Origin of the sequence: Cupriavidus oxalaticus (assembly GCF_038900635.1) — a bacterium.
GTDB lineage: Bacteria > Pseudomonadota > Gammaproteobacteria > Burkholderiales > Burkholderiaceae > Cupriavidus > Cupriavidus oxalaticus_B.
On sequence record NZ_JAYMRX010000012.1, the window covers coordinates 1 to 23,517 of the forward strand.

Below are 23,517 nucleotides of genomic sequence, written 5' to 3' on the forward strand. Positions count from 1 at the left end.
GGCGATAACGCCCAAGCGCGCACCGAATCTCGCATCGAAGTCGAGGGGAATCGCTCATTGAACTCACTTGGCCACGCTCTCACGGTCAACTCGGCGCTGCGGACGTTGTTTTGAACACCATCCTTAAGAGCGAATAGCCTTGAGACGCGCTCTGTAGTCCATCGGCTCAAGCAGCAAGTTTGAGGATAGGCCGCCGCGTAGGATGAAAAGCTTTGGCGAAGATGCGAAGTGGAAGACGCGATAGAGACAGAAGGCATCTCCGGTTTCGTCGGAGAAGTCTTTCTCATTACGACTCACAACGAAGGGCGTGAGTGAACCTCCATTGGTTGTCTTGACCTCAATGAACCGAGCCAGCTCCGATGATTCGAAGGACAAGATGTCGTAGCCAGTGCCGTCTCCAAGCCGCTCGGATAGCCAGTCGATCTTCGTCGCGAGATCCGGCCGCTGTTCGTTCTCCAATCGGTTTTGTTCAAATCCAACCACCCACGCTTCACCGCTATGACCTAATTTCCTATTGCGCTCGTCACGTGCTGCATAGTCGTACTTCCTTGGCAGGCGCGCGTTTCTCGGTGTTGGTTGGAGGACTTCGACGACGGGAGGTGCCACCAGTACACCTGTGAAGAGTTGCTCGCCGGGATCCGTAGTCGACTCCAGGTTATCCAAAACCGTCGACATGGGACCGTCATTGGACGATATAAACTCGATGACTACCCGGCGCAACAACTCCTGAAGGTTGGTTCGCGGTTTATATCCTTGAATATAGGGAAGTCCGAGCTGATGCAGGACCGCGGAGATGTTCTGATGCTTGAGTTCGACAGCGCCCTTGCTTCGAATTTTGAGCAGTGACCGAAGACGAGCGTTATGCTCGCTTTTGCTATACGGCAAATGCTGGGATTCAAAAGAGAGCATCTGGAGGTAGTCCCGCACCGTGGCCTCCACCTCTGCTCTGCTCCATTCTTGGCCAACTCGTACCACCTCAAAGCCAAGGTCTGTGAGCACGCGTTCCACGGTCGCTTCGCCGCCGGAAAAGACGTCAGCGCTCAGTGGTCCTTCGTCAGGAAACGCATAGCCGTAGGCGGCTCCCACAATCGCCTTCGAATCGTAGAGATTGCCAGTAAGGGAATCTCTAAGCATGTACTCCCGTGCCCTGCCGAACCCATACTTTTCCAGGAATGCTGTCCGCCCGAGCTGCACAAACTCGTCCAGCGCCAGCTTGACTGCATCAGGATCTTTCAGCTTATGAATGCTCATGGCTCCAAGAGGCCAGTTTCCTCGGTGAGTTAGTTTCGACTGTTGAGTGCAGGCAGTTTATCGTCCATCCGGATTCGCAGGGAGGTTACTCGTAGGTAATCTGAATGCCTCGTACCCCCTACTGTAGGGTGGTGGCTGCCATCTCGATGCTCGAAGCTCGGGCCCATGCGTGAAGTTCGTTTGCCCCGAGCTACGACTCGAATATCAACTCCGGCAACACGACTTCCCATTGCGCAGAACGAACAGCCCGCCTGAATCCTTCATCTTCATCATCCAATCTACGGATGATGATGGCGTGCACGCGCGCATAGACACCGGCAATTCCCAGCGGCGGGCTGTAGCCACGCGACAAGCGCCCGACTACTAGGTTGGATGACGAATCCAATAATTCCCATCGGTCGGTGTCGCGCCGTACTTCGAGCGTGCTGCCGGGACGCAATGCTGAGATCGCTTGATGTACGGAATGGCTTGGCGCGAGGCGACCGCAGAAGCCCAGGTCCACGTCTGCTGGGGTGAGGTGCTGATATCGCCGGGAAAGCGCAGGCATCGGCTCTGGCAGAGCCGCCGGCGCGCGCTGCATTATCGCGCTCGTAGCTGGAAGCGCATCGATCAGTTTGTTGCCACTAGCTAGGCGGCAGAGTACCAGCAGGCTTCTTGCCCGCGTCACGGCGACGTAGTACAGCCGGCGGGGCGCGTCCGGATCCTCGTTCTTTCCAACTCTCTCCCATCCGCCGTCGAGTACCACAACATGTTCGAACTCGAGGCCTTTCGAGCTGTGTGCAGTCAACAGTAGCAGGCCGCTCTGGCGGCGTCTGGCTTCACGGCCCCATTCAGCCAACCACTCGATGAAGTGGCCGGCTGGCAACTCAACTCCTGTCGTCTCCAGTCCGTAGGCATGCGCCGCCTCGCGCAGCAATGCCCACCACGGGCCGTCAGCCTGTGTGTCCAGCCAGAGGCTGATGGCCTGACTGTCAATGAGCTTCCGCTCGCTGCTGCGCAGCCACGTCAAAAGGGCCTGCGTTTCACGCAGCTGCCAGAACTTGGTTGCCTCGTTGTCTGCCATCTGGACCGGGATGCCGAGGTGTTCGCAGTAAGCGCGAACCGGTTCCAAGTACCGCCATTCGCGCGCGATCACCGCGCAGTGGCTCCATTTCCAGTCAGCGTCGAGCGCGGCCAGACGCTGTAGCTCGGTGATCGCCGCCAGCGCCTGCTGAGCTGGGGACTCACCCGCAGGCAGCACCTGGACCCGGCCCCGCGCGACCGGATCGCGCACTTCCCAGGCGTCGCCCGCTGGCTGCCGGCGCCTGGCACGGTCGATGATAATCGGCTGTTCGGCCTTCATGCGTTCGGAGGCCAGTTGGATGATGACGTTTGCTACATCTATGATGTTGGCGCTCGATCGGTAGTTCTCGACCAAAAACTGCGGCTTGGCCTGGTAGTCGTCTGTGAAGCGGCGGATGAATTCCACCGACGCGCCATCGAAGCTGTAGATGTTCTGGTCGTCATCGCCTACCGCGAAGAGGGTGAGCTTGTTGTCTTCATCTTGCAATGTGCGCCCTGCAATCGCGGAGATCAACCGGTACTGCTCAGGGCCGATGTCCTGGTACTCGTCCACCAGAATCCAGCGGAAGCCCGCCAACAGTCGCTGGCGTTGCTCGTCCGCTTCCTCCGGCGCCAGGTCGGTACCGTCGAGCAGCTTGATAGCTTGCTCCAGCACCTCCTTGAACCGGTCGCCGTCGACCTTTTCGGCCTGCCCGGCGAAGCTCACGCCTGCCAGACGCATGGCCAGCGCGTGGCATGTCAGGACGGTGACGCCCTTAGCGTCGTCACCAATCAGGCTGGCCAGACGCCTGCGAATCTCCACGGCCGCATGGCGGTTGTAGGCGAGAGCCAGGATGCCGTTTGGATTCTCGCGCCGCACGCGGACTAGGTAGGCAATGCGGTGCACCAGGACGCGCGTCTTGCCGGATCCTGGGCCGGCAAGCACCAGCACATTGGTCTGCTCCCGGTCGTCGGTGACGATTTGCTTCTGGGCCGGGTTGTTGAGCGCGTCCACGATCCGCTGCCAAGAATGCGGCGTGGTCTGTCGCGCTAGCTCCTTTTCCTGGTTAGGCAGCCAACGCAGCAGAAAGGCGCCGCGTGTCAAGCGGAAGTAGTCGTTGGCTAACTCATAGGCCTCCGGCATGGCGCGCAGACCGCGCTGCGCGTACTCCCCCATCACATGGATCTGCGTGACCTGTTCGTCGTAGTGCAATTGCAGCGGCGCAAAGTCCGCCTTCAGGAAGCCGCGCCTGTCCGGTTCGAGCCGGATTGTCATCGCGGGCCGGAAGACCGCCAGGCCTTTGTTCAGGCGAATGACTTCCTGCTCGTGCAGCCACAGCAGAGCGCGGTCGAGCAGCTTGGCGGGTTCCTTGACCTGGCCACACAACGCCGGGTCAGCTTCCAATGCGAACAGCAGTTTGCCCAGCGTTGTCTCTGCCAGCAGGTCTGTACCCCGCGCGGTAGGTGGTAAGCAGGAGAGAAGATGCGCAAGTAAGTGTCTGGCTGCGGCCCGGCGCAGACTGGCGGTCGCGGCTAGCTTGTCCCAAGGACGCTGGAGCTGTATCTGGATGCTCTCCGCGTCCAGGCGCCGGATACGCAGGCTGCCGGCGCCGTTGTCTTCCGTGCGACCGTCATTGGAGATGCTGCGCACGAGGCGCCAGATCTTCTCCGGCAGGGCATTGGGGTGACCTTCGTCTTTCAAATGCTGAGCCGCGCGCCTCAAATGAAGCACGGAGGGCTCGCCCTTATGAAGGTCTGGCGCCGCTTCTTGCAGCATTTGGATCAGAGTCTGCTCCATGGACTCCGTCTCCTCCAAGCGCTTTGACGAGGAACGTTCCACAGCAGTGTGGACGAAGGCGGTCAAAGCAGTGTCGTTACTGGCAATGCCCAGACGCTCGAGGTCAAAGAGGGCGCCGCGGACCTTTTCGGCGCTAAGGCCAGAAATGCCCATCAGCTCGTCTGTGGAAATACCCGCGTCGGCGCTGGCATCCAGCAATGCCTCCACCAGCGCCATCAGCTTCTGGCGATAGGCATCGGCCAGCGGTGTTCCTGCTAGTTTGTTCTTGGCTTCCTCGAGCGAGCTTACACGCAAAGACGAGGGGAAGATTTGAACCTGGTTCTCCTCGCGGGTTAGGAGGATGGCCTCCTCCAGCCAAGAGATGGCGGTGCGCACGCGTGTGTCGTCAGTGGCAGAATCGCGCTCGAAGTTGCCTTCCTGGTCTTCCGCTAGGATCTCCCCTGGCGTGGCGACTACTTCTCCGTCGAGCCGCTTCTTGCGGTCCAGGCTGCGCAGCGAGCGTAGGACGGTTTGTATTTCTGCGCGTGTCAGGCGCGAACGAGCGGACATGCCAAACTGCCGCTCGACGTCGTCCACCGTGTACAGCAGCACGCAGCGAGCTGGATTGCGGTCGCGTCCCGCTCGGCCAGCTTCCTGCAAGTAGTTCTCCAGGGAGCCTGGGATGTCCGCGTGCACTACCAGTCGGACATCGGGCTTGTCGATGCCCATGCCAAAGGCATTGGTGGCCGCGATTACCCTTAGCTCGCCGCTGATGAAGCGCTCCTGAACACTCTTCCTTGCTTCCGGCGAAAGTCCGGCATGAAAGTGTTCGGCATGGATGCCTTTCTCCCGCAGGACCGAGGCCACCTCCTCCGTCTTCTTGCGCGTCGCACAGTAGACGATTGCGCCATCCTTCCTGTGTGGGGCGAGAGCAGCGGCAAGTACCTTCGAGATGTGCTCGAATTTTGCCTCCGGTGTGGTGGGCACCACAGAGAAATCGAGATTAGTGCGATTAGCCCCACCGTTGAATGGCTTGAGTTCGACGCCCACCTTGTCGCGGAAGTGCCCAATGATGTCGTCAACGACATCCGGCTTGGCGGTAGCAGTGAGGCAGAGGATCGCGGGAACGGCCTCCTGGTCGGCCCTTTCCTTAATGAAACGGCCGACATAGCGGTAATCCGGCCGGAAGTCATGTCCCCACTTGGAAAGGCAGTGCGCCTCGTCGAGAACCCATGCTCCAATTTCACGTTGCGCGAGTGTCTTGCGCAAGGCCCGGTTGCGCAATTGTTCGGGCGAGATGATCAAGATGCCGATGTCGCCAAGCCGGACGCGATCCAGAACGTCGGCCCGCTCGGGCATTGAGAGCAGGCCGTTGACCGCTGCGCAGCACGTGATTCCCTTCGCTTCAAGGCTGGACACTTGATCAGCCATCAGTGCCACCAAGGGCGAGATGACCACTGTCAGCGCTCCAGTCTTGTTGAAGCGCGACAGCGCTGGAATCTGGTAGCAGATTGACTTGCCTGTGCCAGTGGGAAGGATGCCGAGTACATGTTCGCCACGCATTGCGGCCTCGACGATGCTGCGTTGCAGTGGCTTGCCGTCTTCACCGACTGGCTCAGGTCGGAATCCGGGTAATGAGGGGAACCAGCGGACCAGTTCCTTGTCTGGATTGTGGCGTACCCGGCACCACGCGCACTGGAGGGCATCACAGGGCGTGTCCCTAAGCAGCTTGACTAGCCTCCCGGCCTCCGGGAATTGGCTACGCACCCAGGGCGGCATGACAGAGTTGCCTCCTGCTACGGAAAGCCAGGCAATGGCATAAGCGAGCCCCCAACCTTCACGCTTGGCATCTGCCACAATGCAGCGGCGATGCGTGCTGCAGCTTTCCTTCGCCAACAGACGATCGATGGCTGCAGTGGCTTCTTCGTCGGTCGGTCGGAGCGCGCGGCGTATCGAGGCAAAGAAAGCATTCAGCCCAGAACCCGGTTCGTCGGCGGTGGTGAGCCAATGCCACGCGAGAAGATAGTCAGGATTGGCACTGTTAAGCTGCTGCATAGCCTGATGCTGATCGTGGAACACCTCCAGGGTCAGACGGGCATCCAGTTCCGGGTCATTAAGACGGCCGCGCTTGAGCTGCCCATCCTGGTAATGCTTGACAAGATGGTGGTATGGGTTCCGAGGAAAAGCCAAGGGATTGAGCCGCAATGTGTCGACCGCGGGCATGCCAAGCAGGCGCAGGTTTGCATTCGCCGCCGCCAGGTGAGGCAGGTCGAACGCTATCAGGTTATGCCCGAGGAGAAACGCGCAGGCCTGCGAAAACGTATCGAGCTTTTCCAGCGCAGCCGAAAGATCTCCGCGCCGATGGACTAGGGCTTCGCCCGTGTCGCCGCGGACTGCTGCAAACTGGTGAATGCGCTTATCTTCGATCCCTACTTCGAGATCGATTGACGCGCACCGTGGTGAAAAGCTGTTTTCCACTTCCGTCCTGGCTTCCTCGTCCCTCATAGAATTCGACCTTCATTCCTTCTTGTTTTCGCGCCATGCGCTCTTTTCTCCTGCCGGTTCCCGATCCGGAAGCGAAGCCTGCCAGCAATTGCGCATTGGCAGATAGATTTCCTTGCAATATTGCACCAGAATATGGCGGATCGGGGGGCAGAGAGCCAAAAAGCGAGACATGATCTCCTTGTGGCGGACGCTGAGGCACACCACGACCAATGGCTGATGTGCCAATGACTAGCAGTCTGGTGGCGATATTGCCCATGCGGGTGTTACTGGCGTAAGCGGCCGAACGGCGGGGGACACAATCGACGCTGACCTGGAAGTTCCGTGCGGTCAATCACTGAATCGGCGTCCCCAGGAGAGGGTGTGCGGTATGATCCCCCGAAAGCTCCGGAATGACAGGCTTACTGGCAAATGGCGGGAATACCGGAACTCTTACGCCGGGCAGGGAAACTCAGCAAGGCGAGATAGAGCGTGCCAACAATACAGTAGATAACAAGATTGTTGATCAATACCCGTTTTCCGATGGCCAGAGCAGCCCTGGCCATTCGGATTGAGAGCCAGAGGTAGACGATAGCCAATAGCGCCGGAGCAAATCAATACAGGAGCTGACTGGCATCTACAGATGTGGTCGGATAACTCGGATCGCAGGATTCGGAGAGGTCGCCAGAGTCAGGGCCGGAACGACGCTCTATCGCCGATATAGCGGCTGGCTCCGTGAGTATTTCACGGCGGTCAGTGGATTGGTGTTGAACTCCTCCACCATACCAGGAAGCAAGCGGCGCGAAACTAGTTGGCCAGATTCTCGGCTCGTTGGGCTTGTTTTCGGGCGAGAGAGGGCTCTCGGGGAGCGGGGGGCGGCCGTGATCTTCCTTCTAATGAAGGGTATGGAATGCGGGCAATCTGCCGTTACATTGCACTTCCGCCACAGCATCATCCCTGCACCGTATGACCAATCGATTCAGCGCACAGATTAATGCCGAGATCTACAACATCGGGCCTGCGATGTTCAATGCCGTTCGCAATGCCGTGATCCAGCAAGGGACGACGGCGAGAACAGCGGCGGACCATGCGTCAAATAAGGCAAAGCTTTCTGCCACGGTAGCCAGCATTCTGGCAGAGGCTGCTCCTAGGGATCTCGATCACCGCGCCCTCTGGCAGGTCATCTGGCCTCGCATCACCTACGCCGGCACTCGCGCCTCAAAGGCAACTGCTGAGATCGCCAGCATGCGCGCGTGCGTCCCCTTGTTCGGGGACCTGAATCACTACGTGCCCGGCCAATATGTCTTCGATAAGCAGGAATGGCTCGCGTTCGTCCACTATTGGAAAGGCCGGCAGGCGACCAGCTATGGCAAGCAACGGTGGTTAGAGCGATCCAAGACGCAACCGGACTGGAATCCCGCCGCGCATTTTAAAAGGACAACGCCGCAGGTCTGGCAAATCCTGACTAAGGACGACAACGCCTATCCAGGACTGATGTTTTCGGCGCTACCGGCAAAAGCTGAAAAATATTTCACGGTCGCCGGATTTCTTCACGAGCACCGCGCCAAAGGTGCCCTGCAACCGCTGGAGTACTACACCGGTGGCCACGTATTCCATTCCGGGCACTTGACCGGCGAGCCATGGGTTCAGGAGCGAAGCATGCTTGAGACGGCGAAAGGCCGTTTTGAGCAACAACTCGGGCAATTGACGGCGTTGCATACAATGATGGACCTCGGCCTGAAGACGATCAAGCCAGATCGCGTCATGACCTATCTGTTCTCTAGACTGGGCTGGCTGCAGACGCTGCCTGCCACAATGAGTAAGCAGCAGGTTGTTGCGGCCTACCTCGATCCCTCGGTGATCCGTGAGATGACGGCACGCGCCGACGTCCTCGCTGCAAGCCTTGACAAGGCCGGATTCGAGCAGGCACACCGGCTGCTGGACATCTGGTTCGTGAAGTACGGGCAGGAGCCTGAGCGGAGCTTTGGCATCACCGTCAATCTACAGAACGTTGGCCCCGGCATCCGGGGCGTTCTGGAAGGACTTAAGGGCAAGGCTAGATTTGTGGACGGCGACATCGGCATAGAAGAGGCTGCGGCGATGTGGCCAATGGAGGAATTTGCCTCGCTTGCATGACTCCCGGTTCTACCGACGCAAGAAGATCTACTAAATCGAGATGGTGAATTCAGTCAGGTGGCCTCGCCTGGAGGCTGAGATCCTTACCTGCATGCCCGCACGGCCAGGGGAGGTGATCCGGTCTGGCGCCCTCATTGCCAGTGTCAGGGAGAGGTTTGCCGCCGATGCGCCGAGCCGCGACACGATCATACGGGCGCTTGAACGCATGGCGGACCAGGGCCTCGTCCAGAAGGATGGCGAAGCGCGCGCAAGGGTCTGGTGGCGCACGGACAAACGTGCGCCATCCGAGCTGGCCCGTCGCCCGCCTTTGGAGCTCGCCATCGCGCTGCTGACGTTGGAGCGCCATGCGCCAAACCATCTGCCAGCCCATGTCATCAGTGAGCTGCAGACATTCTTCGTCGGGGCCAGGAGGGTCCTCGGTGAGAGCCCCACCGACCCGACGCTGAGCGAGGCGCGCGCCTGGGCTGACAAGACTGTCCGGATCGACGTCGGCTATCCGCTGATGTCGCCGCCCATTGCTGACGACATCCTCAATGCCATCCGGCGCGCGCTCTACACTTCCCGGGTATTGGAGGTTGCCTACAAGAACTCGCGGCTGGAGACTGACGCACCGGCGTCGTACAAGGTGGTGCCGCTGGGGCTGGTGGAGCGCGGGCCGGTACTGTACCTGGTCGCCTGCCGGCAGAGCCGCAACGGCACGTTCAGGCACTATCAGTTGCGACTGGACCGGTTTGTCTCGGCAACCTGCACCGAGACGCCGGGAGAGGCCGACCCGGGATTCGATCTGAACGAGTATGTTCGCCAGAGCGAAGTCTTCTCGTTCTTCCCAGAAGGAAAGATCCGGCTCGAACTCCGCGTGCGCGAGGATGATGCGATCCGTCACCTGTTCCGTGAGCAGTGGCTTGCGCCGGATCAGGAGATCATCGACGAGCCAGGTGGCTTCCGGCTGAACGCCACAGTAATGCTGTCCGTCGAGCTGCGTAATCTGCTGCTGGAACGGTGCGCGCGGGTGGAGGTGCTGTCGCCGGCGAGCCTCCGGCAGGAGATTGCTGAGAACCTGCTCCAGGCCAGCCGCCACTACGAATGAGCAGTTGGCCCGGCGCAGGCGCGGGTCATGTGCTGGGCAGCTCCGGCAGGGCCATGAGCCATGGGTAGGCGATGAGGAGTTCGGCGGAGAGGTCAGCACCCGTCTGCCCGCGCCGGAACAGCCGCATGCGGTCACGCATGAGGGGATTCAGCGATTCTACGTAGTCCATCACCTGCGATTCCGCGGCCATCAGCAGGCAGGCCGGCGTGACATAGCCGTAGTTCCGCGCGGTGCTGACGGCCGCGGTGACACGGCGCGCCAGGGTATTAGGATCCTGGCACGTTTCCCTGGAGAGGATGCAAAGCGAGTGCATCGCCGCCAGGTCATGAGCGCTCCACGACCGCTCGCCCGGGGCAGCCAGCAGCGGCTCGATCACTGTGCGCGCAATGATCTCCAGCGATGCCGCCAGGCTGCGCTCACCAGACAGGATCCAGCAACCTTGGCGGCGTGCAGGCAGATGCTGCGTGGAACCGAGTACCAGTGCCAGCTCGCAGATGCCGCGGCGGAATGCCTTGTCCATCGCGTCGACCGGGCCCATGGCATTCCAGCGGGCACCGCCAGACACGCCGCTCAGGCGCATGGCGTCTACCAGGTGAATAACGACGTCGGGCTGCGGTGTGGCGCCGGCATCGAGCGTCCAGCTTAGCTGTCCGTTGAATTTTGGCAAGTCTGGCAGCAGGCTGGCGGCCTCTTGCCCGGAGAAGCCCCAGTGGCGCAACAAGACGCATTGGCGGCGCGTCTGCGTCATGACGCGTTGGCGACCAATGGCTGCAGCAAGAATTGGCGTGGCATGCACACGTGTCCTCCTGTAAATGTCTGACTGAGACTAGAGTGTTGCCGGCGATCTGCGCATTGCGTGCGCAGATGCTGCGATTCAATGCATCTGTTGGCACGGTTCCTTTAGAGAGGGCGATCGTGGCTCCGTCCCTCATCTGGGGAAGGCCATTCGGGTGGAGGGATTCGGTCTGTCGGCTTCCGGCATCTGTCCGCCAACGGTCGGACACAGCGCGGCCCCACTTTAGCGGGGTTGGGAAGTGACGAATCGGGCCGTTAGATATAGCCCGAGTCAGCGGCGCGCCAGGTACTTCATCGTTGTGCCGGCATTCCGCGAGCCTTCGCAACCGGTAAATCCCATAACGAGGCAAAATTCATGTCGCAGGCGATTGCTCCCGAACTTCATCAACTTCCACCGCTGGCGAATCTCATCGTCGATCGCGCCATCGATAACACCCAGCGCAAACTGATTGCCGGATTCCGCAACAAGGACAACTCGCGTCCGAATGCCAAGACCACCGATGTCGGGTCGTCTCTGGAAGACACGGCAAAGGCAACGAGCGCGAGCAGTGTCATGGCGGTCGCCAATCGGGGGATCGCCTGGCGCGAGATGATTCAGAAGAGCCTGTCACATGGCATCTCGTCCCTGAGCACGGCGCAGTTCGACGGCGAGTTCAAGATCAAGAATGGCAAGGCCGAAGGCCTCGACAACCTGCCAGAGCAGCCGGGTGTCTACGTTGTCTATGACGCCAGCGGCAAGGTGGCATATGTGGGCGACAGCGGCAACCTCAAACAGCGCTGGCGAGATGGCCATATGGACTCGCACAGGCTTGGTGAGAAGAACGGCAAGCCGTACAAGCTTGCGGACCAGTTCGAGGAGGGCTGCACCGTCCGCTTTATCAAGATGGACTCGGTCGAAACGGCAGCTGCGGTGGAAGCGCATTGGATCAAGGACGAGGCCGACCGGCCATCCGTCAACAAGCGTGCGGAACTCAAGGAGGAGCAAGGGAAGCGCAGCAATATCGAGGCAAAAAAGATGAAGGACGCTTCCGGCAGCACGAGTTCGCTGCTGAAAGGCGCGGGTGTCGAACTAGCCAAGAACATGGGCTGGCAGAACCTGGAGCAGCTGACGTCGGTGATGCTCAAGGCGCTGAAGGGAGAACTGGTCGATATCCTTGCGGGCGGCAAGTCCAGGATCAGCCAGCGCGTGGAGCGCTTCTTTCACCAGATCTGGGCGGCGATCCGGGCCATTTTCGATGCGCCGCTCAAATTGCTTGCCGGCATAGTGGAATTCATCGTCAACGCGTTCTCGAAGGCCATCAGTCAGATCTACGGCCTGGCTCGCAACCTCTTCGACCTAGCGAACGGTGCCTGGAATCTTTTCCGCGGCGCCAAGACTATGTCCACCGAAGAGCTGGTGCAGAAGGTCAGTGAGACCATCATCGTGAGCGGTTGCCTGGTCATCTGGGATGCGCTGGATCCGATCATCGAAGCGCAGCTTCTGCCCATGCTCGGGCCAGCTGCTCCCTATGTGTCCTGCGCCATCACGGCGATGGGATTCGGCCTCAGCAGCTTCTATCTGCAGAAAATCGTCCCGGCCATTGTGGACTTCCTGGTTGCCTTCAAGCAGGGTTGGACCGCCGCGCTTGACGCGAAGCGGGACGCTTGTCTGCAACTGATCGTCCTGGAGGAGAACGAGTGGAAGCTCGTCTCGGAGCTTGAAGGGCATGCCAGGTCGACTGGCGCGCTGATCAATGACATGCAGCAGCACGTGCAGACCTTGTCCGCACACCGCCCTGTCCAACGTATCGATATGCGGGCGCTTCGCGCCAGCCGACGCAATCTTTCCTAAGGCACTCCAATGTTTTCCTTCAAATTCGGACGAAATACACAAATCGTGCCCACGGCGGCACCGGCCCGGTTGGAGATACTCGTCGACAAGGAAGCGGCGCACACCTATTCGACGGCCCTCGTGGCGAACGGCGAGCAGCAGTCGGCCATGGAGTCATTCAGCCGGTGCCTCGAGGACCTGAAGCAAGCCATTGCGCGTAACCGTCACGCCAAAGAGTTGCTCGACAGTTTCAGGAACAAGGGGACGTTGAGCTCCGTGTTCCACTCCTTCACCGGACGCAATGACGAGGAACTGGCGAATATGGTGGAGGATCTGGGCTCCAGCCTGGGTACGACGCAATCGGTGGTGCAACTGCTCATCCAGATTCAGACCGCAAAGAACACCCATCTGCGCAGGTTCCACAGTGCGTTGGTTGACAAAATTTCCGCGATCAAACTCGATACCGGCACGCTTGAACAGAATCAGCGGGACGCCGCAGTGTTCCTTCTGGAGGAAATCGACAAGTACATCGGTGAGCAGATCGCAAACACCGACACGCTCGACCGCCATGGCAAGAAGATCGATGCCATTGCAGACGAACTGCTCAACCTGTCGACGCAGCTAGGGGCGCTGCAGGACCATGAACAGGTGTTCGACAAGGCGATCGGTGATCTCGGTGAGGCGCTGGAAAGCGAAATGGCGCAGCAGAAGAAGCGAGTGGACGAGCTGACCACGACGCTGCAAGCGCTCCAGCGCGCTACCCGAGAAAATGAACAGGCGTCCGGACGGGCTGTGGACAATCTAAGGGCAGCAAGCGATAGTCACAGCAGGACGTTACGGGGGCATGTGGAAGAGGCAGCCACGACCAGGGCTTCTCAGGCTGAGCAGATCACGCGACTCGAGACAGAGAATGCCGCCCTGACGCAACAAGTCGATCAATTGAGAGACGGCTTGACGGCGCTCGGCAAACGCCAGTCGTTACTCTTGAAGGTTCAGGCAGTGGTCTTGCTGCTGGCGGGCGGTGGCGCGGTATTTGCGGCGCAGTTGTTGTATCGGTGACTGTTGTCAGGAACCCGCCGCGGTGCCACAGCCCGTGCAAAGAGGACTGAGCTCGGGCAACCGCGCCGGTACGTCGAGCCATTGCACGGTGCCTCAACCATTTCAGAGCGGTGAGCACTGCCTGTGCCGGCAGGCGGGCGTGCAACGATGATGCATTCAATGCCTACGAAATGCGTCGCTTGACGTAACGCTAGATATTCGGAGATAGTAGGCGTTCTAATAATTGCGACGTAAATGGTGCGATCGTGAGCCGTTTTCGGATGCCATGCCCTGCATGAAGTCGAACATCGTTGCATCGCACCGGGCGCGCGTATGAAAGCCGAGTCCTGGCTCATTTCCTGGATCGGTCTCACCGATTATCAATGCGCGGAAGGCGCGAGCACCGAATTCGGGCCGATCGCCTCGGCGATTAACGCAGCCGGGAAGTTCGATCGTATTCTTCTGCTGACCAACTATCCGTTCGAGCGTAGCCGCGCGTATTGTGAGTGGCTGGAACAAAAGACCGGTTGCGTGGAACCGCAGCTTCACGAGGTCGAACTGGTCAGCCCGATAAACTACGCCGAGATCTATGAAAAGGTCAGCTTCGAACTGAAGCAGGCGCGGTTGCCCCAGAGCGGTGTGGAGCTGACGTTTCATCTCAGTCCGGGCACGCCCGCGATGGCGGCGATCTGGATCATGCTCGCCAAGACGCGATTCCCGGCGCGCCTGATTCAGACTTCCAAGCAGCGCGGGCTCGAGCATGTCGATTTCTCGTTCGACCTCGCGAGTGACTTTCTTCCCGAATATCTCAAGCGTAGCGATGCGCGCATCGAGCGGCTCGCCGACGCACGCGAGCCGGTGCCCGGTTTCGAGAAGATCATTCACGCAGACGGGGCGCTCGCTACGCAGATCGATCGCGCGCGGCGCATCGCGGCGTTCGACGTGCCGGTGCTGGTGCTCGGCGAAACGGGCACTGGCAAGGAACTGTTCGCGGAAGCCATTCACGCATCGAGCCGGCGCGCCAGGAAGCCGTTTCTCGCGGTGAATTGCGGCGCCATTTCGAGGGAACTCGCCAACTCGGAATTGTTCGGGCACAAGAGGGGCGCATTCACCGGAGCGAATTTCGATCGGAGCGGCCACTTCAGGGAAGCGGATGGCGGAACGCTCTTTCTGGATGAAGTCGGCGACTTGCCACTGGATGCGCAAGTGCGGCTGCTACGCGCGCTTCAGGAAAAGGAAATCACGCCGTTGGGCGAATCGCGTCCAGTCAAGGTGGATGTGCGCATCATCGCAGCGACGCATCGCGACTTGCAGGCCGACGTCACAGCAGGACGCTTTCGCGAGGACCTGTTTCATCGTCTCGCCGTCGGCGTGTTGCGTCTACCGTCCCTGCGCGAACGTGGCGATGACGTAGCCGTGCTTATCGACTATTTTCTGGCCGAAATCAACGCGGACGGCGGACTGAGCCCGGAAGCGTTACACAAGGAGCTCGCGCCGCACGCCCGCGACGTGTTGTTGAGCCACACGTGGCCTGGCAATGTCCGCGAGCTTTATCACACTATCGTGCGTGCCGCGCTCTGGTCACCGGGACGTGTCATCACCGCCGACGACGCACGCGCAGCCTTGCTGGTCACTCCAAAACGGGATGATCAAATCATGGGACGCGCTCTTGGAGGCGGCTTCGAGTTGCAGCACGTACTGGGCGAAGTTGCGCGCCACTATCTCGCCCGCTCGATGACGTTGAGCGGTAATCGCAAGAAGCGCGCGGCGGAGCTGCTCGGCTTCGCCAATTACCAGACCTTCACATACTGGCTGCGCAAGTACGGCATCGAAGACGATACGATCGAAGTAGACGAGGAGCAAGAAATTTTATCGAACACAAAAAAATTTATGTGAGTCTCGCTCCTGTCGGCGGCCGGAATTGCTCTAAGTCATTGATTTAGTGATGGAATGGGTGCGTGGTGCGGCTGGCATGCCTCTCGCATTAGAGAAGGCATTCCCGACAAGGACACGAACATGTACATCCGGATCGACCGCCCGAACGAAACTAGTTTCCATCAAGTCACCGCGCACGCGGAGCTGCGCATGCAGCAGCGCGGCATCTCCGCACAACTGCTGGAGCTCGTGCTCCGCTATGGCCGCACCCTGTATGAGCGCGGTCTGTCGTTCCGGGTGATCGGACATAAGGAAGTCGAGCATCATGCGCGGAACGGAGTGGATCTCAAGTGCGCGGAAGGGGTTCATGTGCTAGTTGAGTCGAACGGTACGGTGATCACGACCTACCGTAACCACAACTTGCGCAAGATTCGGCCGGGCAAGCGCAGGCACGCCGTGCGTCATTGAAGTCATCGACGTCAGCAAAGCGACACCGCACACCGTGCACGACGTCGAGGCATTGGAGCAGAGAAAGGCATGGGTTTCGCGAAATACCTCGAAGATAACCACAGCCGCTACTACGGAACGAGCATCGTCCGCAGACGGGAGCACGACCGATTCATTACCGGCAGCGCGCGGCCGCAATCCACGAACGAAGGCAATAACACGACAATGGACACCAGCAAGCTGAAGGAATTCACCGTAGCCGAGGCGCGTCCTCTTCCCGTCATCGTCCTGGCCGATGTCAGTGGCAGTATGTCCGAGGACGGTAAGATCGAGGCGCTCAATCAGGCGTTGCTGGAGATGATCAAGGCTTTCGCGGCGGAGTCCCGCATGAGGGCGGAAATTCAGGTGAGCCTGATCACTTTCGGCGGCGCAGGCGCAAATATGCATCTGCCGCTTGCGCCGGCGCATCAGATTTCGTCGGTGGCCACGCTGCACGCGAACGGACGCACGCCGATGGGCGCGGCATTCAACGAGGCGCGCCTGCTCATCGAGAACCGCGATCTCATTCCCTTGCGGGCGTATCGGCCGGTGCTCGTGCTGGTGTCCGACGGCAAGCCGACGGACGATTGGGGGCCGGCGTTCGATATGCTCTGCAGCGCCGAGCGCGCCCAGAGAGCGACGCGCTTCGCGCTGGCGATTGGCGCCGACGCCGATACGGAGATGCTCGAGCGCTTCGCCAACGATGTTGAATCGCCCCTCTTCAAAGCGCACGAGGCGCGCGACATTCCACGCTTCTTCCGCGCGGTGACGATGTCCGTCACCGCCCGCTCGCGCAGCGCCACGCCCAATGCGCCGGTACCGTTCGCCCTGACCGACATTACCGGCGACGACGACCTGGATCTGGATTTCTGAATGCTGCGCGCGACAGGCGCGACGGTGACAGGACCCGGGCACCGCTTCGAGAGCGCACTTAATCAGGATGCCTTGCGGGTTCGCGGCGAACGCGGCGGCTGGTTCGCAGCGGTCGCCGACGGATTGGGATCGCGCGCGCTGAGCCATGTCGGATCGCGGCTCGCGGTGCGGATCGCGCAGCGCACGTGGGACGCGGATGGCGCATCATCGGATGCGCGCGAATCCATCCGGCAGTTCTATCAGAGCTGGCTTCGTGCGCTGCCGGCCGCGGCGCCCGACGCCTTCGCGACCACTTTGCTCGCGGCCCGTTGCGGCTCTGACGGATCTTGCCGCGTGATCCAGCTCGGCGACGGACTGGTGCTGTATCGCGCGGCCGGCGTCTTCGACGTGCTGAGCGGCGCGCGAACGGGCTTCGGAAACGAGACTGACGCGCTTGGCGTCACCAGGTCCTTCTCCGCGTGGCGGACGGCTCGCATCTCCCTTTCCGAGCCCGGCGACGGCGTGATGCTGATGACCGACGGTGTCGCCGACGATCTGCGTCCTGAGTGCCTCGAAGCGTTCTTCGGCTGTCTGCTCGCGCAGGCGCGCGGACGCAGCCGCCGCGGGGGCCGGCGATGGCTGGAGCGCCAGCTGGAAGCATGGCCCACCGCATTGCACCGCGACGATAAGTCGATTGCCTTGATCTTTCGGGATAGCAGATGAAACCAACGTATGACAGTGGCGGGAGCAAAAAGTCGCAAGGCCAGAGAGAAGTGCAGGACGAGCACGGCACCTTGTATCGCTTGACCGACAAAGTCTCGGAGGGCGGCCAGGGTGTCGTCTGCTTCACGGAGTATCCGGGCGTACTGGTCAAGGTCAGCAAGTTTCCACGAGCACACGCCCATTCCGCGAGCTGGTTCGAACAGGTTCAGCGCGTCAAGCGCCTGCCTCTCGACGGGCTGAAGGTTGCGCGGCCGCAGGCGATGATTGTCAAGCCGCGTCACGGTTACGTAATGGAGCTGATGGACGGGCTCGAGCCATTGCATCATCTGCTGGAGGCGCCAGCGGAGCGCGGCACGCACGGCTTCCTCGAGACCGGCGGGCTGTCGCGGCGTTTGCGTCTGCTCGCGGCACTGGCGGGAACGCTCTCCGAACTGCATGGCCGTGGTCTCGCATACGGTGACCTCTCGCCGGGGAATGTCTTCGTGTCCCGCTCCACCGAGCATTCGGAAGTCTGGCTGATCGACTGCGACAACATCGGCGTTTTGTCGCAGACGAGCGCTCATCCGGTCTACACGCCCGACTATGGCGCGCCGGAGATCGTGCGTGGCGTGTCGGGCATAGATAGCCTCACCGACGCCTGGAGCTTTGCAGTCATCGCGTTCCAGTTGCTGACACTGCAGCATCCACTGAAGGGCGACCTCGTCAATGATGGCGACGAAGATGTGGAGCAGCGCGCGCTGCGCGGTGAGCTGCCCTGGATCGACGATGCCGATGACGGCAGCAATCGGGCTTCGTCGGGAATCCCGCGAAACTGGGTGGTCTCGAACAAGCTCGCCAGCCTATTTCAACAATGCTTCGGCCCTGGACGCAACGCGCCGCTCGAGCGCCCGACCATGTCCGAGTGGCGTGCGGCGCTGGAACTCGCGCTGAACATGCTGGTGAGCTGCGGCAATTGCGGGAGCATGTTCTATTTCAATGCGGATTGGCAATGCGGCTTCTGCGATCACGTCGAATCGGCGGGGCAGCACCTGCTGTTGCGGCACTTCCTGCACGCGCCCGAACTAAAGGACGAGCCTGGCGTCCAAGGCGATTGCCTGATCCGCACGGGCTATCACCAGGTCCTGAACGACGCGCCCATCGAACTGTGCGCATCGCCGCCTGGCACCGCCACCTACGCGCAGAGCGATGCCTACTGCACGTTGACGATCACGGACGACGGTCTGTGTATCGATCCCGTTCGCGGCATGAGCGTGCAACTGCAAACGCAAAGCGACGCGAATCTCAAGCTGTTGAAGAGGCGCGAAATCAGGGCGCCGAGACGCGTACGAGAAACCTACGCGCTTCATCTCGGCGACGCCGAACGCCGCCATGTCTGGTTTTTTCAGTGGTGAGCGCCGATGGAACTCGTTGATTTTCCCTTGCTCGAGCCCGAGGTCCATTTTGTTCGGGCGGCGACTGGCGTGCCCGCTATGCCGCTGCGTCGTAACATCGAAGTGTCCGTGTCGCGCGATGTGGACGGCTTCCTCTGGCTCGCTTACGAAGACGAGCGCATCGAACTGGACCGGAACAGTTGTTCAAAGAGCTTCTTGTCTTCGGCTGACCGGCGCGAGCTCGTCTGGTTGCTGCTCAAGCAGATGGACGACAGCTTCCAGCTCCAGACGATTCTGCCGTCCGGCTGGACGCCGCTCGACGAACCCGTGCAGATCGCGGTGGACGAACAGGTCATCGCGAGCCTTGCGCAACGCAACGCAATCGATATTTACGACGCGGACAAAGCGCTCGCCTGGCTGAAGGAGGAGTTCATCGTCGCGGGACGCAAGCAATGGATGGCGGTGCAGCGCGACGCGCAATCTCAACCCGGCGACTGGAAGCTTATCGGGCAGTCGTGGCGCCTGCATCTGCAAGCCGAAACGAGCGGGCGCGTCGTCGTGCGACGGCTGGAGCGCATGCGCGCGAAGGGTCTCGAATGGACGCGGCTGGACGGCGTATTCGAGTTCGTCGAGGCCACCGCCGCAAGCCAGTTGCTGAGTCCGACGGCGCGCGCCAGCTTTGACCAGTCGGTGCAGAACAACGGCAGCTATCTGGCGTTGTGGCGCAAGTACAGCGAACAGGAATGGCAACGCAGCCAGCGTCAGGCAGCAACGCTCGGCGTGCTGGAATACAGCCGTGCCGAGCAGGCGAGCGACGAGGGCGGTGTCTGGCGGTTCGACGTGGCGCCGGACGAACTGCGCCGTTTCATGGACGCATGGCGTGCGCTAGAAACGGGCGGCGGCCTGGAACTCGAGGCGACTGCGAATCATCCCGATTGGACGATAGATCTGGACAAGGTGGCGCAGTCGCGGCGCTTCCGGGGTGTCCCGGAAATCCGAAAGGACGGACGCGGCCCGTTGCTGATCCGTTCCTGGCGCAATCCGCCGCAGCAGGGCTATCTGTCCCTGTCGCTGGCCGGCGACCGCTCGGTGCAGGAGCGCCGCGCGAAGGCGCGTGCGGAGATCGATAGCGGACGGCGTCTGCCGCAACTGCGCTATCTGCTGCAGAACGTGCCAGTGCCGCCTTCGAGAAAGGAGACGCACCAGCCGCTGACGCCTGGCGCGCGAGCCTCCTTCAAGCACGGCAAGCCGACGTCGCGCCAGGAGAAGGCCATTAAGGTTGCGCTGGAGACACCGGATATCGCCTTGATCATCGGGCCGCCGGGCACGGGCAAGACCCAGGTGATTGCGGCGCTGGAGCGGCGGATTAGCGAACTGGGGGAGCAGCAGAACGTGCAACATCAGGTGCTGATTTCCAGTTTCCAGCACGATGCTGTGGAGAACGCCCTGCATCGGACCGAGGTCTTTGGCTTGCCTGGCATCAAGGTCGGCGGACGCAAGGCGGCCGACGGCAACGATCGCATCGAGCAATGGTGCAGGAACACGCGCGCTGCGGTCGAGACGAGCTTGGCGGGCTACGAGTCCGACGAGCCGCAACTCGCGACGCTCAAGCGTTTGCACGAATCCCTTGCCACGCTGCGTCTCGCAGCCCTCGCGCCCGAACAACGCCACGCGGAGCTAGAGAAACTGAGCGCCTGTCTCGATGCGCTCACGAAGTCGCGCACCGGTATCCGCATTTCGCCGAATCTGATGGAGGACTGGCGCGAGTACGTCGCCGAGACGCCCGCTGTCGTCCGGCGCGGCAGACGGGACGCCGCGCTATTGTTGCGAAAGGTGCGCGGCCTGCGCGTGACGGCAGCCGGGTTCGCAGACGACGGACGGGAGCGGCTGCTCGATCTCATTGCGGCGTGCGAGTGGGTCGGCGGCATGCCGGAGCAACTCGTGGAGCGGCTGCGCGCTATCGGGACGATCGATCCGATAGCGGATTCGCGGGTCTTGCAAGACCTGAAGGACGCGAAAGACGCATTGCTAGACGCCCTGACCGATTACCGCCCGCCGAGCATCAGGCATCGTCTCGACGCGCGTGGCCAGAGCCTGCTGCGGGCGATCGAAACGGCGATTGAAGATCGTCTGAAGGAGTCGCGCCTCGGAAAGGCCGGCGTGCTATCGCGCTATCGCGACGCGCTCGCGCTTGATCCGGTGCGGACCGCAGATACCGTGCGTGAGTACGCGATGATCGTCGGCGCTACGTGCCAGCAGGCCGCGAGTCAGCACATGGCCAACCTGAAAAGCCTAAGTGGCATTGGCGATTCCGGCATCACTTTCAACTCCGTGATTATCGACGAGGCCGCGCGCGCTAATCCGCTGGACCTATTCATTCCAATGTCGATGGCGCAACGGCGCATCGTGCTAGTCGGCGATCATCGTCAGCTGCCTCACTTGCTCGAACCGCAGGTGGAGGAAGAAGTCGCTCAAGCGCATGATCTGACCGATGACCAGCGCGACTTGTATAAAGAAAGCTTGTTTGAGAGGCTGTGGAAGCAGTTGAAGCAGCGAGAGCAACAGGACGAGGTCACGCGAGTCGTCATGCTGGACGTGCAGTTCCGCATGCACGAAGTACTGGGGAACTTCGTGAGTCGCGAATTCTACGAAAAGGAAGGGCTAGATCCGGTCACATCGGGCCGGCCGGCGTCCGCGTTCCTCTCGGACGTCAAGGGCCACGAAGGCCGAGTGTGTTGTTGGATCGACGTGCCGGCCGGCGACGGCGACAGTCGCGAGAGTCGGGAAGGCGTGCCGAGCTGGCGCAGGAAGTCCGAGGCCGTCAAGGTCGCACGCGAGGCCAAGCGCCTGCTCGATTCCTGCGGCGACGAGGTCAGCGTCGGCGTGATCACGTTCTACAGTGCCCAGCGTGATGAAATCTTCCGGGAAATGGCGCGCAGCGGGCTCGCGCGACGCGATGAGGAAACCGGCGAGTGGGTGATCGAGGAGAATTACCGTACCACGCGTGACGGCGAGGAGCGCTTGCGAGTTGGCACCGTGGATGCATTCCAGGGTAAGGAGTTCGATATCGTCCTGCTATCCGTGGTGCGTTCGAACAAGCACTGGCTTAATAAAGCGGAAGTGGGTGAGGCATCCTTCGAGAGCAGCGCCAACAAGAAGTACGGGCACTTGCGCCTTAGCAACCGCATGAATGTTGCGATGAGCCGGCAGCGCTCGCTTCTGATCGCCGTAGGCGACCGAGCGATGGCGGAGTGCGACGGTGCGGACAAGGCCGTGCCGGCGCTGAGCGCATTCCTGCAACTCTGCAAGGAGGAGCACGGCCATGTTCTCTGATCGCTACTGTCATATGCGCGCCGCGAACGCGCCGTCGTCCAGAAACCGCCAAGACCTGCTCTGGCCGGTGTATGCGTGGAAGGTTCTCTATCCGGATGAACGGCGGCGTTCGGGTCTCAACTTGTTTCAGGAGACCATGCTTGGGATGATTCGTGCCGGCGTGCGCGACGTCGACGAACTCGCTGCCTTGATGGCGCTGGATCCCGAGCTCGTGCGCTTCATCATCGCGGTTCAGCTTCAGCCGAGCGGCTGGCTCGACGTCGGCCTCAGAGTGACAAAAAGAGGCGAGCGCCTTCTTGACGACGCGGAAGAGGTGCGGAGTTCGTTGCAGGCGGGCTATGCGTTCCAGGATGCCGTCAGCGGCGAATGGATTCCGCGCTTCACGACACAGTTGTCCGAGATTCTTCCGACCGGTCATGACGCGAAGAACCGGCCTTTCTTCGTTCTCGACCGTGATTCCGGGCGCAAGCGTAATCCGTTCGTGTTGCGCGACATCGCGCCGCCTTCACTCGATCTTGACCGTCTGTTGCGCGCGCACCGGCAGTACCGGCGGGATGTCGGGGCGGCGGAGAGCGAGTGGCGAGAGGTCAATCCAGAAGTCAACTTCGATGCCATCGAATGCATCGCCGACGAGCCGATCCCGATGTACCTGTGGTGCGAGTTGTACCGCGACGAAACTGGCGTCGATCGCTGGCTGATAAGCGATCCGTTCGGCATCCGACGCGCGGTGACGTGGCTGAGAAAGCCGTTCATCGAACTGGCCATGGGCAACGCACGGCTGGCCGGATTGATGCAACGCCTCTTGCCGGAAGTGGCAGCCGATGGCCTGTCGGCCCAGGAGTGGGTTGAAAGGATCGAGGAGAGTGTCAACGTGGAAATCAGTGTAAGCCATCCGTATCTCATCGGCGAAACGCTGATCCGCGATCATCTGGCGCGTGTGCTGCGGCTGACCGAGCGCGTCGAAAGTCAGGAGCGGACGCAACCCGAGGAGCTGGGCGCGCTGATGACCGAATCGGCCAGCCTCATCGAGACGGTTCTGCAATGGCTGCTGCGCGAATGGACGGCGTCGCCGCCCGACTGGCCGAAGAACGCGAACTGGTCTCCCCACGAGGCGAAAGCGGAATTCGCGACGCTGCGGATCGGCGGTGCCGCCATCGACGCGGATCTGGTGAACGCGCTGGCCGGGCAGAGTAGAAGCGTTATCGCGCGCGCTATGAAGATGATGAATCAGCCGCTCAAGGGGCTGCTCGCTGCGACGCTGTTCGCCGCCCATGAGCGCGATGATCACCCATATCATGAAGTCGGCTCGGATGCCTTGCAACTCATCTGCTTGTCGCGCCTCACTGATTACCGCAACAAAGTGGGCGGACACGCATCGGGCCGGCAGGCCGATCGCGACGAAGCTCTCGAATATGCCAAATTCGCTGTCCACTGGATGGCACTTTTCAAACGGTTGTACTGA

The 23,517-nt window shown here is 61.0% G+C and carries 15 protein-coding genes; 11 read left to right on the forward strand and 4 right to left on the reverse strand.

Annotation, left to right across the window (positions count from 1 at the left end):
* Positions 1 to 123: 123 nt before the first annotated feature.
* The 3 genes from VSR71_RS19200 to VSR71_RS19210 form a co-directional block, all read right to left on the reverse strand.
* Positions 124 to 1,251, reverse strand: coding sequence for a DUF3883 domain-containing protein (locus tag VSR71_RS19200; RefSeq protein WP_342915439.1), 1,128 nt, complete (start codon positions 1,249 to 1,251; stop codon positions 124 to 126).
* A 190-nt stretch (positions 1,252 to 1,441) separates the two neighbouring features.
* Positions 1,442 to 6,574 carry a RecQ family ATP-dependent DNA helicase gene (locus tag VSR71_RS19205; protein WP_342915440.1) on the reverse strand — a complete coding sequence of 1,711 codons (5,133 nt, stop codon included), beginning with the start codon at positions 6,572 to 6,574 and terminating at the stop codon, positions 1,442 to 1,444.
* Between the two features lie 12 nt (positions 6,575 to 6,586).
* Positions 6,587 to 6,745: a hypothetical protein gene (locus tag VSR71_RS19210; protein ID WP_342915441.1), complete on the reverse strand. Its 159-nt coding sequence runs from the start codon at positions 6,743 to 6,745 to the stop codon at positions 6,587 to 6,589.
* Positions 6,746 to 7,516: 771 nt separating this feature from the next.
* On the opposite strand from VSR71_RS19210, the gene VSR71_RS19215 reads away from it, so the two are divergent.
* Together VSR71_RS19215 and VSR71_RS19220 are read left to right on the forward strand one after the other, a co-directional pair.
* Positions 7,517 to 8,686 carry a hypothetical protein gene (locus VSR71_RS19215; protein ID WP_342915442.1) on the forward strand — a complete coding sequence of 390 codons (1,170 nt, stop codon included), beginning with the start codon at positions 7,517 to 7,519 and terminating at the stop codon, positions 8,684 to 8,686.
* 91 nt (positions 8,687 to 8,777) lie between these two features.
* Positions 8,778 to 9,773 (forward strand): WYL domain-containing protein, encoded by a 996-nt coding sequence (locus VSR71_RS19220; RefSeq protein ID WP_342915443.1) that lies wholly within the window; start codon positions 8,778 to 8,780, stop codon positions 9,771 to 9,773.
* A gap of 25 nt (positions 9,774 to 9,798) precedes the next feature.
* Here the strand turns inward: VSR71_RS19220 and VSR71_RS19225 are convergent, their stop codons facing one another.
* On the reverse strand, positions 9,799 to 10,569 hold the full coding sequence (locus VSR71_RS19225; RefSeq protein WP_342915444.1) for a hypothetical protein: 771 nt from the start codon (positions 10,567 to 10,569) through the stop codon (positions 9,799 to 9,801).
* A 354-nt stretch (positions 10,570 to 10,923) separates the two neighbouring features.
* Between VSR71_RS19225 and VSR71_RS19230 the strand changes: the two genes are divergently transcribed.
* From VSR71_RS19230 to VSR71_RS19270, 9 genes are all read left to right on the forward strand, one after another.
* A complete protein-coding gene (locus VSR71_RS19230) occupies positions 10,924 to 12,399 on the forward strand; it encodes a GIY-YIG nuclease family protein (RefSeq protein WP_342915445.1) in 1,476 nt (491 codons plus the stop codon).
* 9 nt (positions 12,400 to 12,408) lie between these two features.
* Positions 12,409 to 13,437, forward strand: a complete 1,029-nt coding sequence (locus tag VSR71_RS19235) for a hypothetical protein (RefSeq protein WP_342915446.1) — start codon at positions 12,409 to 12,411, stop codon at positions 13,435 to 13,437.
* A 312-nt stretch (positions 13,438 to 13,749) separates the two neighbouring features.
* Positions 13,750 to 15,312 (forward strand): sigma 54-interacting transcriptional regulator, encoded by a 1,563-nt coding sequence (locus VSR71_RS19240; RefSeq protein ID WP_342915447.1) that lies wholly within the window; start codon positions 13,750 to 13,752, stop codon positions 15,310 to 15,312.
* A gap of 120 nt (positions 15,313 to 15,432) precedes the next feature.
* Complete coding sequence (locus VSR71_RS19245) at positions 15,433 to 15,759, forward strand: DUF4258 domain-containing protein (protein WP_342915448.1); 327 nt, start codon at positions 15,433 to 15,435, stop codon at positions 15,757 to 15,759.
* Positions 15,760 to 15,828: 69 nt separating this feature from the next.
* Positions 15,829 to 16,650, forward strand: a complete 822-nt coding sequence (locus tag VSR71_RS19250) for a vWA domain-containing protein (protein ID WP_342915449.1) — start codon at positions 15,829 to 15,831, stop codon at positions 16,648 to 16,650.
* On the forward strand, positions 16,651 to 17,352 hold the full coding sequence (locus tag VSR71_RS19255) for a PP2C family serine/threonine-protein phosphatase (protein ID WP_342915450.1): 702 nt from the start codon (positions 16,651 to 16,653) through the stop codon (positions 17,350 to 17,352). It abuts the gene before it with no gap.
* On the forward strand, positions 17,349 to 18,743 hold the full coding sequence (locus VSR71_RS19260) for a protein kinase domain-containing protein (protein ID WP_342915451.1): 1,395 nt from the start codon (positions 17,349 to 17,351) through the stop codon (positions 18,741 to 18,743). Before VSR71_RS19255 ends, VSR71_RS19260 begins: the two co-directional genes overlap by 4 nt.
* Before the next feature lie 6 nt (positions 18,744 to 18,749).
* Positions 18,750 to 22,055: a DEAD/DEAH box helicase gene (locus tag VSR71_RS19265; RefSeq protein ID WP_342915452.1), complete on the forward strand. Its 3,306-nt coding sequence runs from the start codon at positions 18,750 to 18,752 to the stop codon at positions 22,053 to 22,055.
* Entirely contained in the window at positions 22,045 to 23,517 is a 1,473-nt protein-coding gene (locus VSR71_RS19270) for a hypothetical protein (protein WP_342915453.1), read from the forward strand. Before VSR71_RS19265 ends, VSR71_RS19270 begins: the two co-directional genes overlap by 11 nt.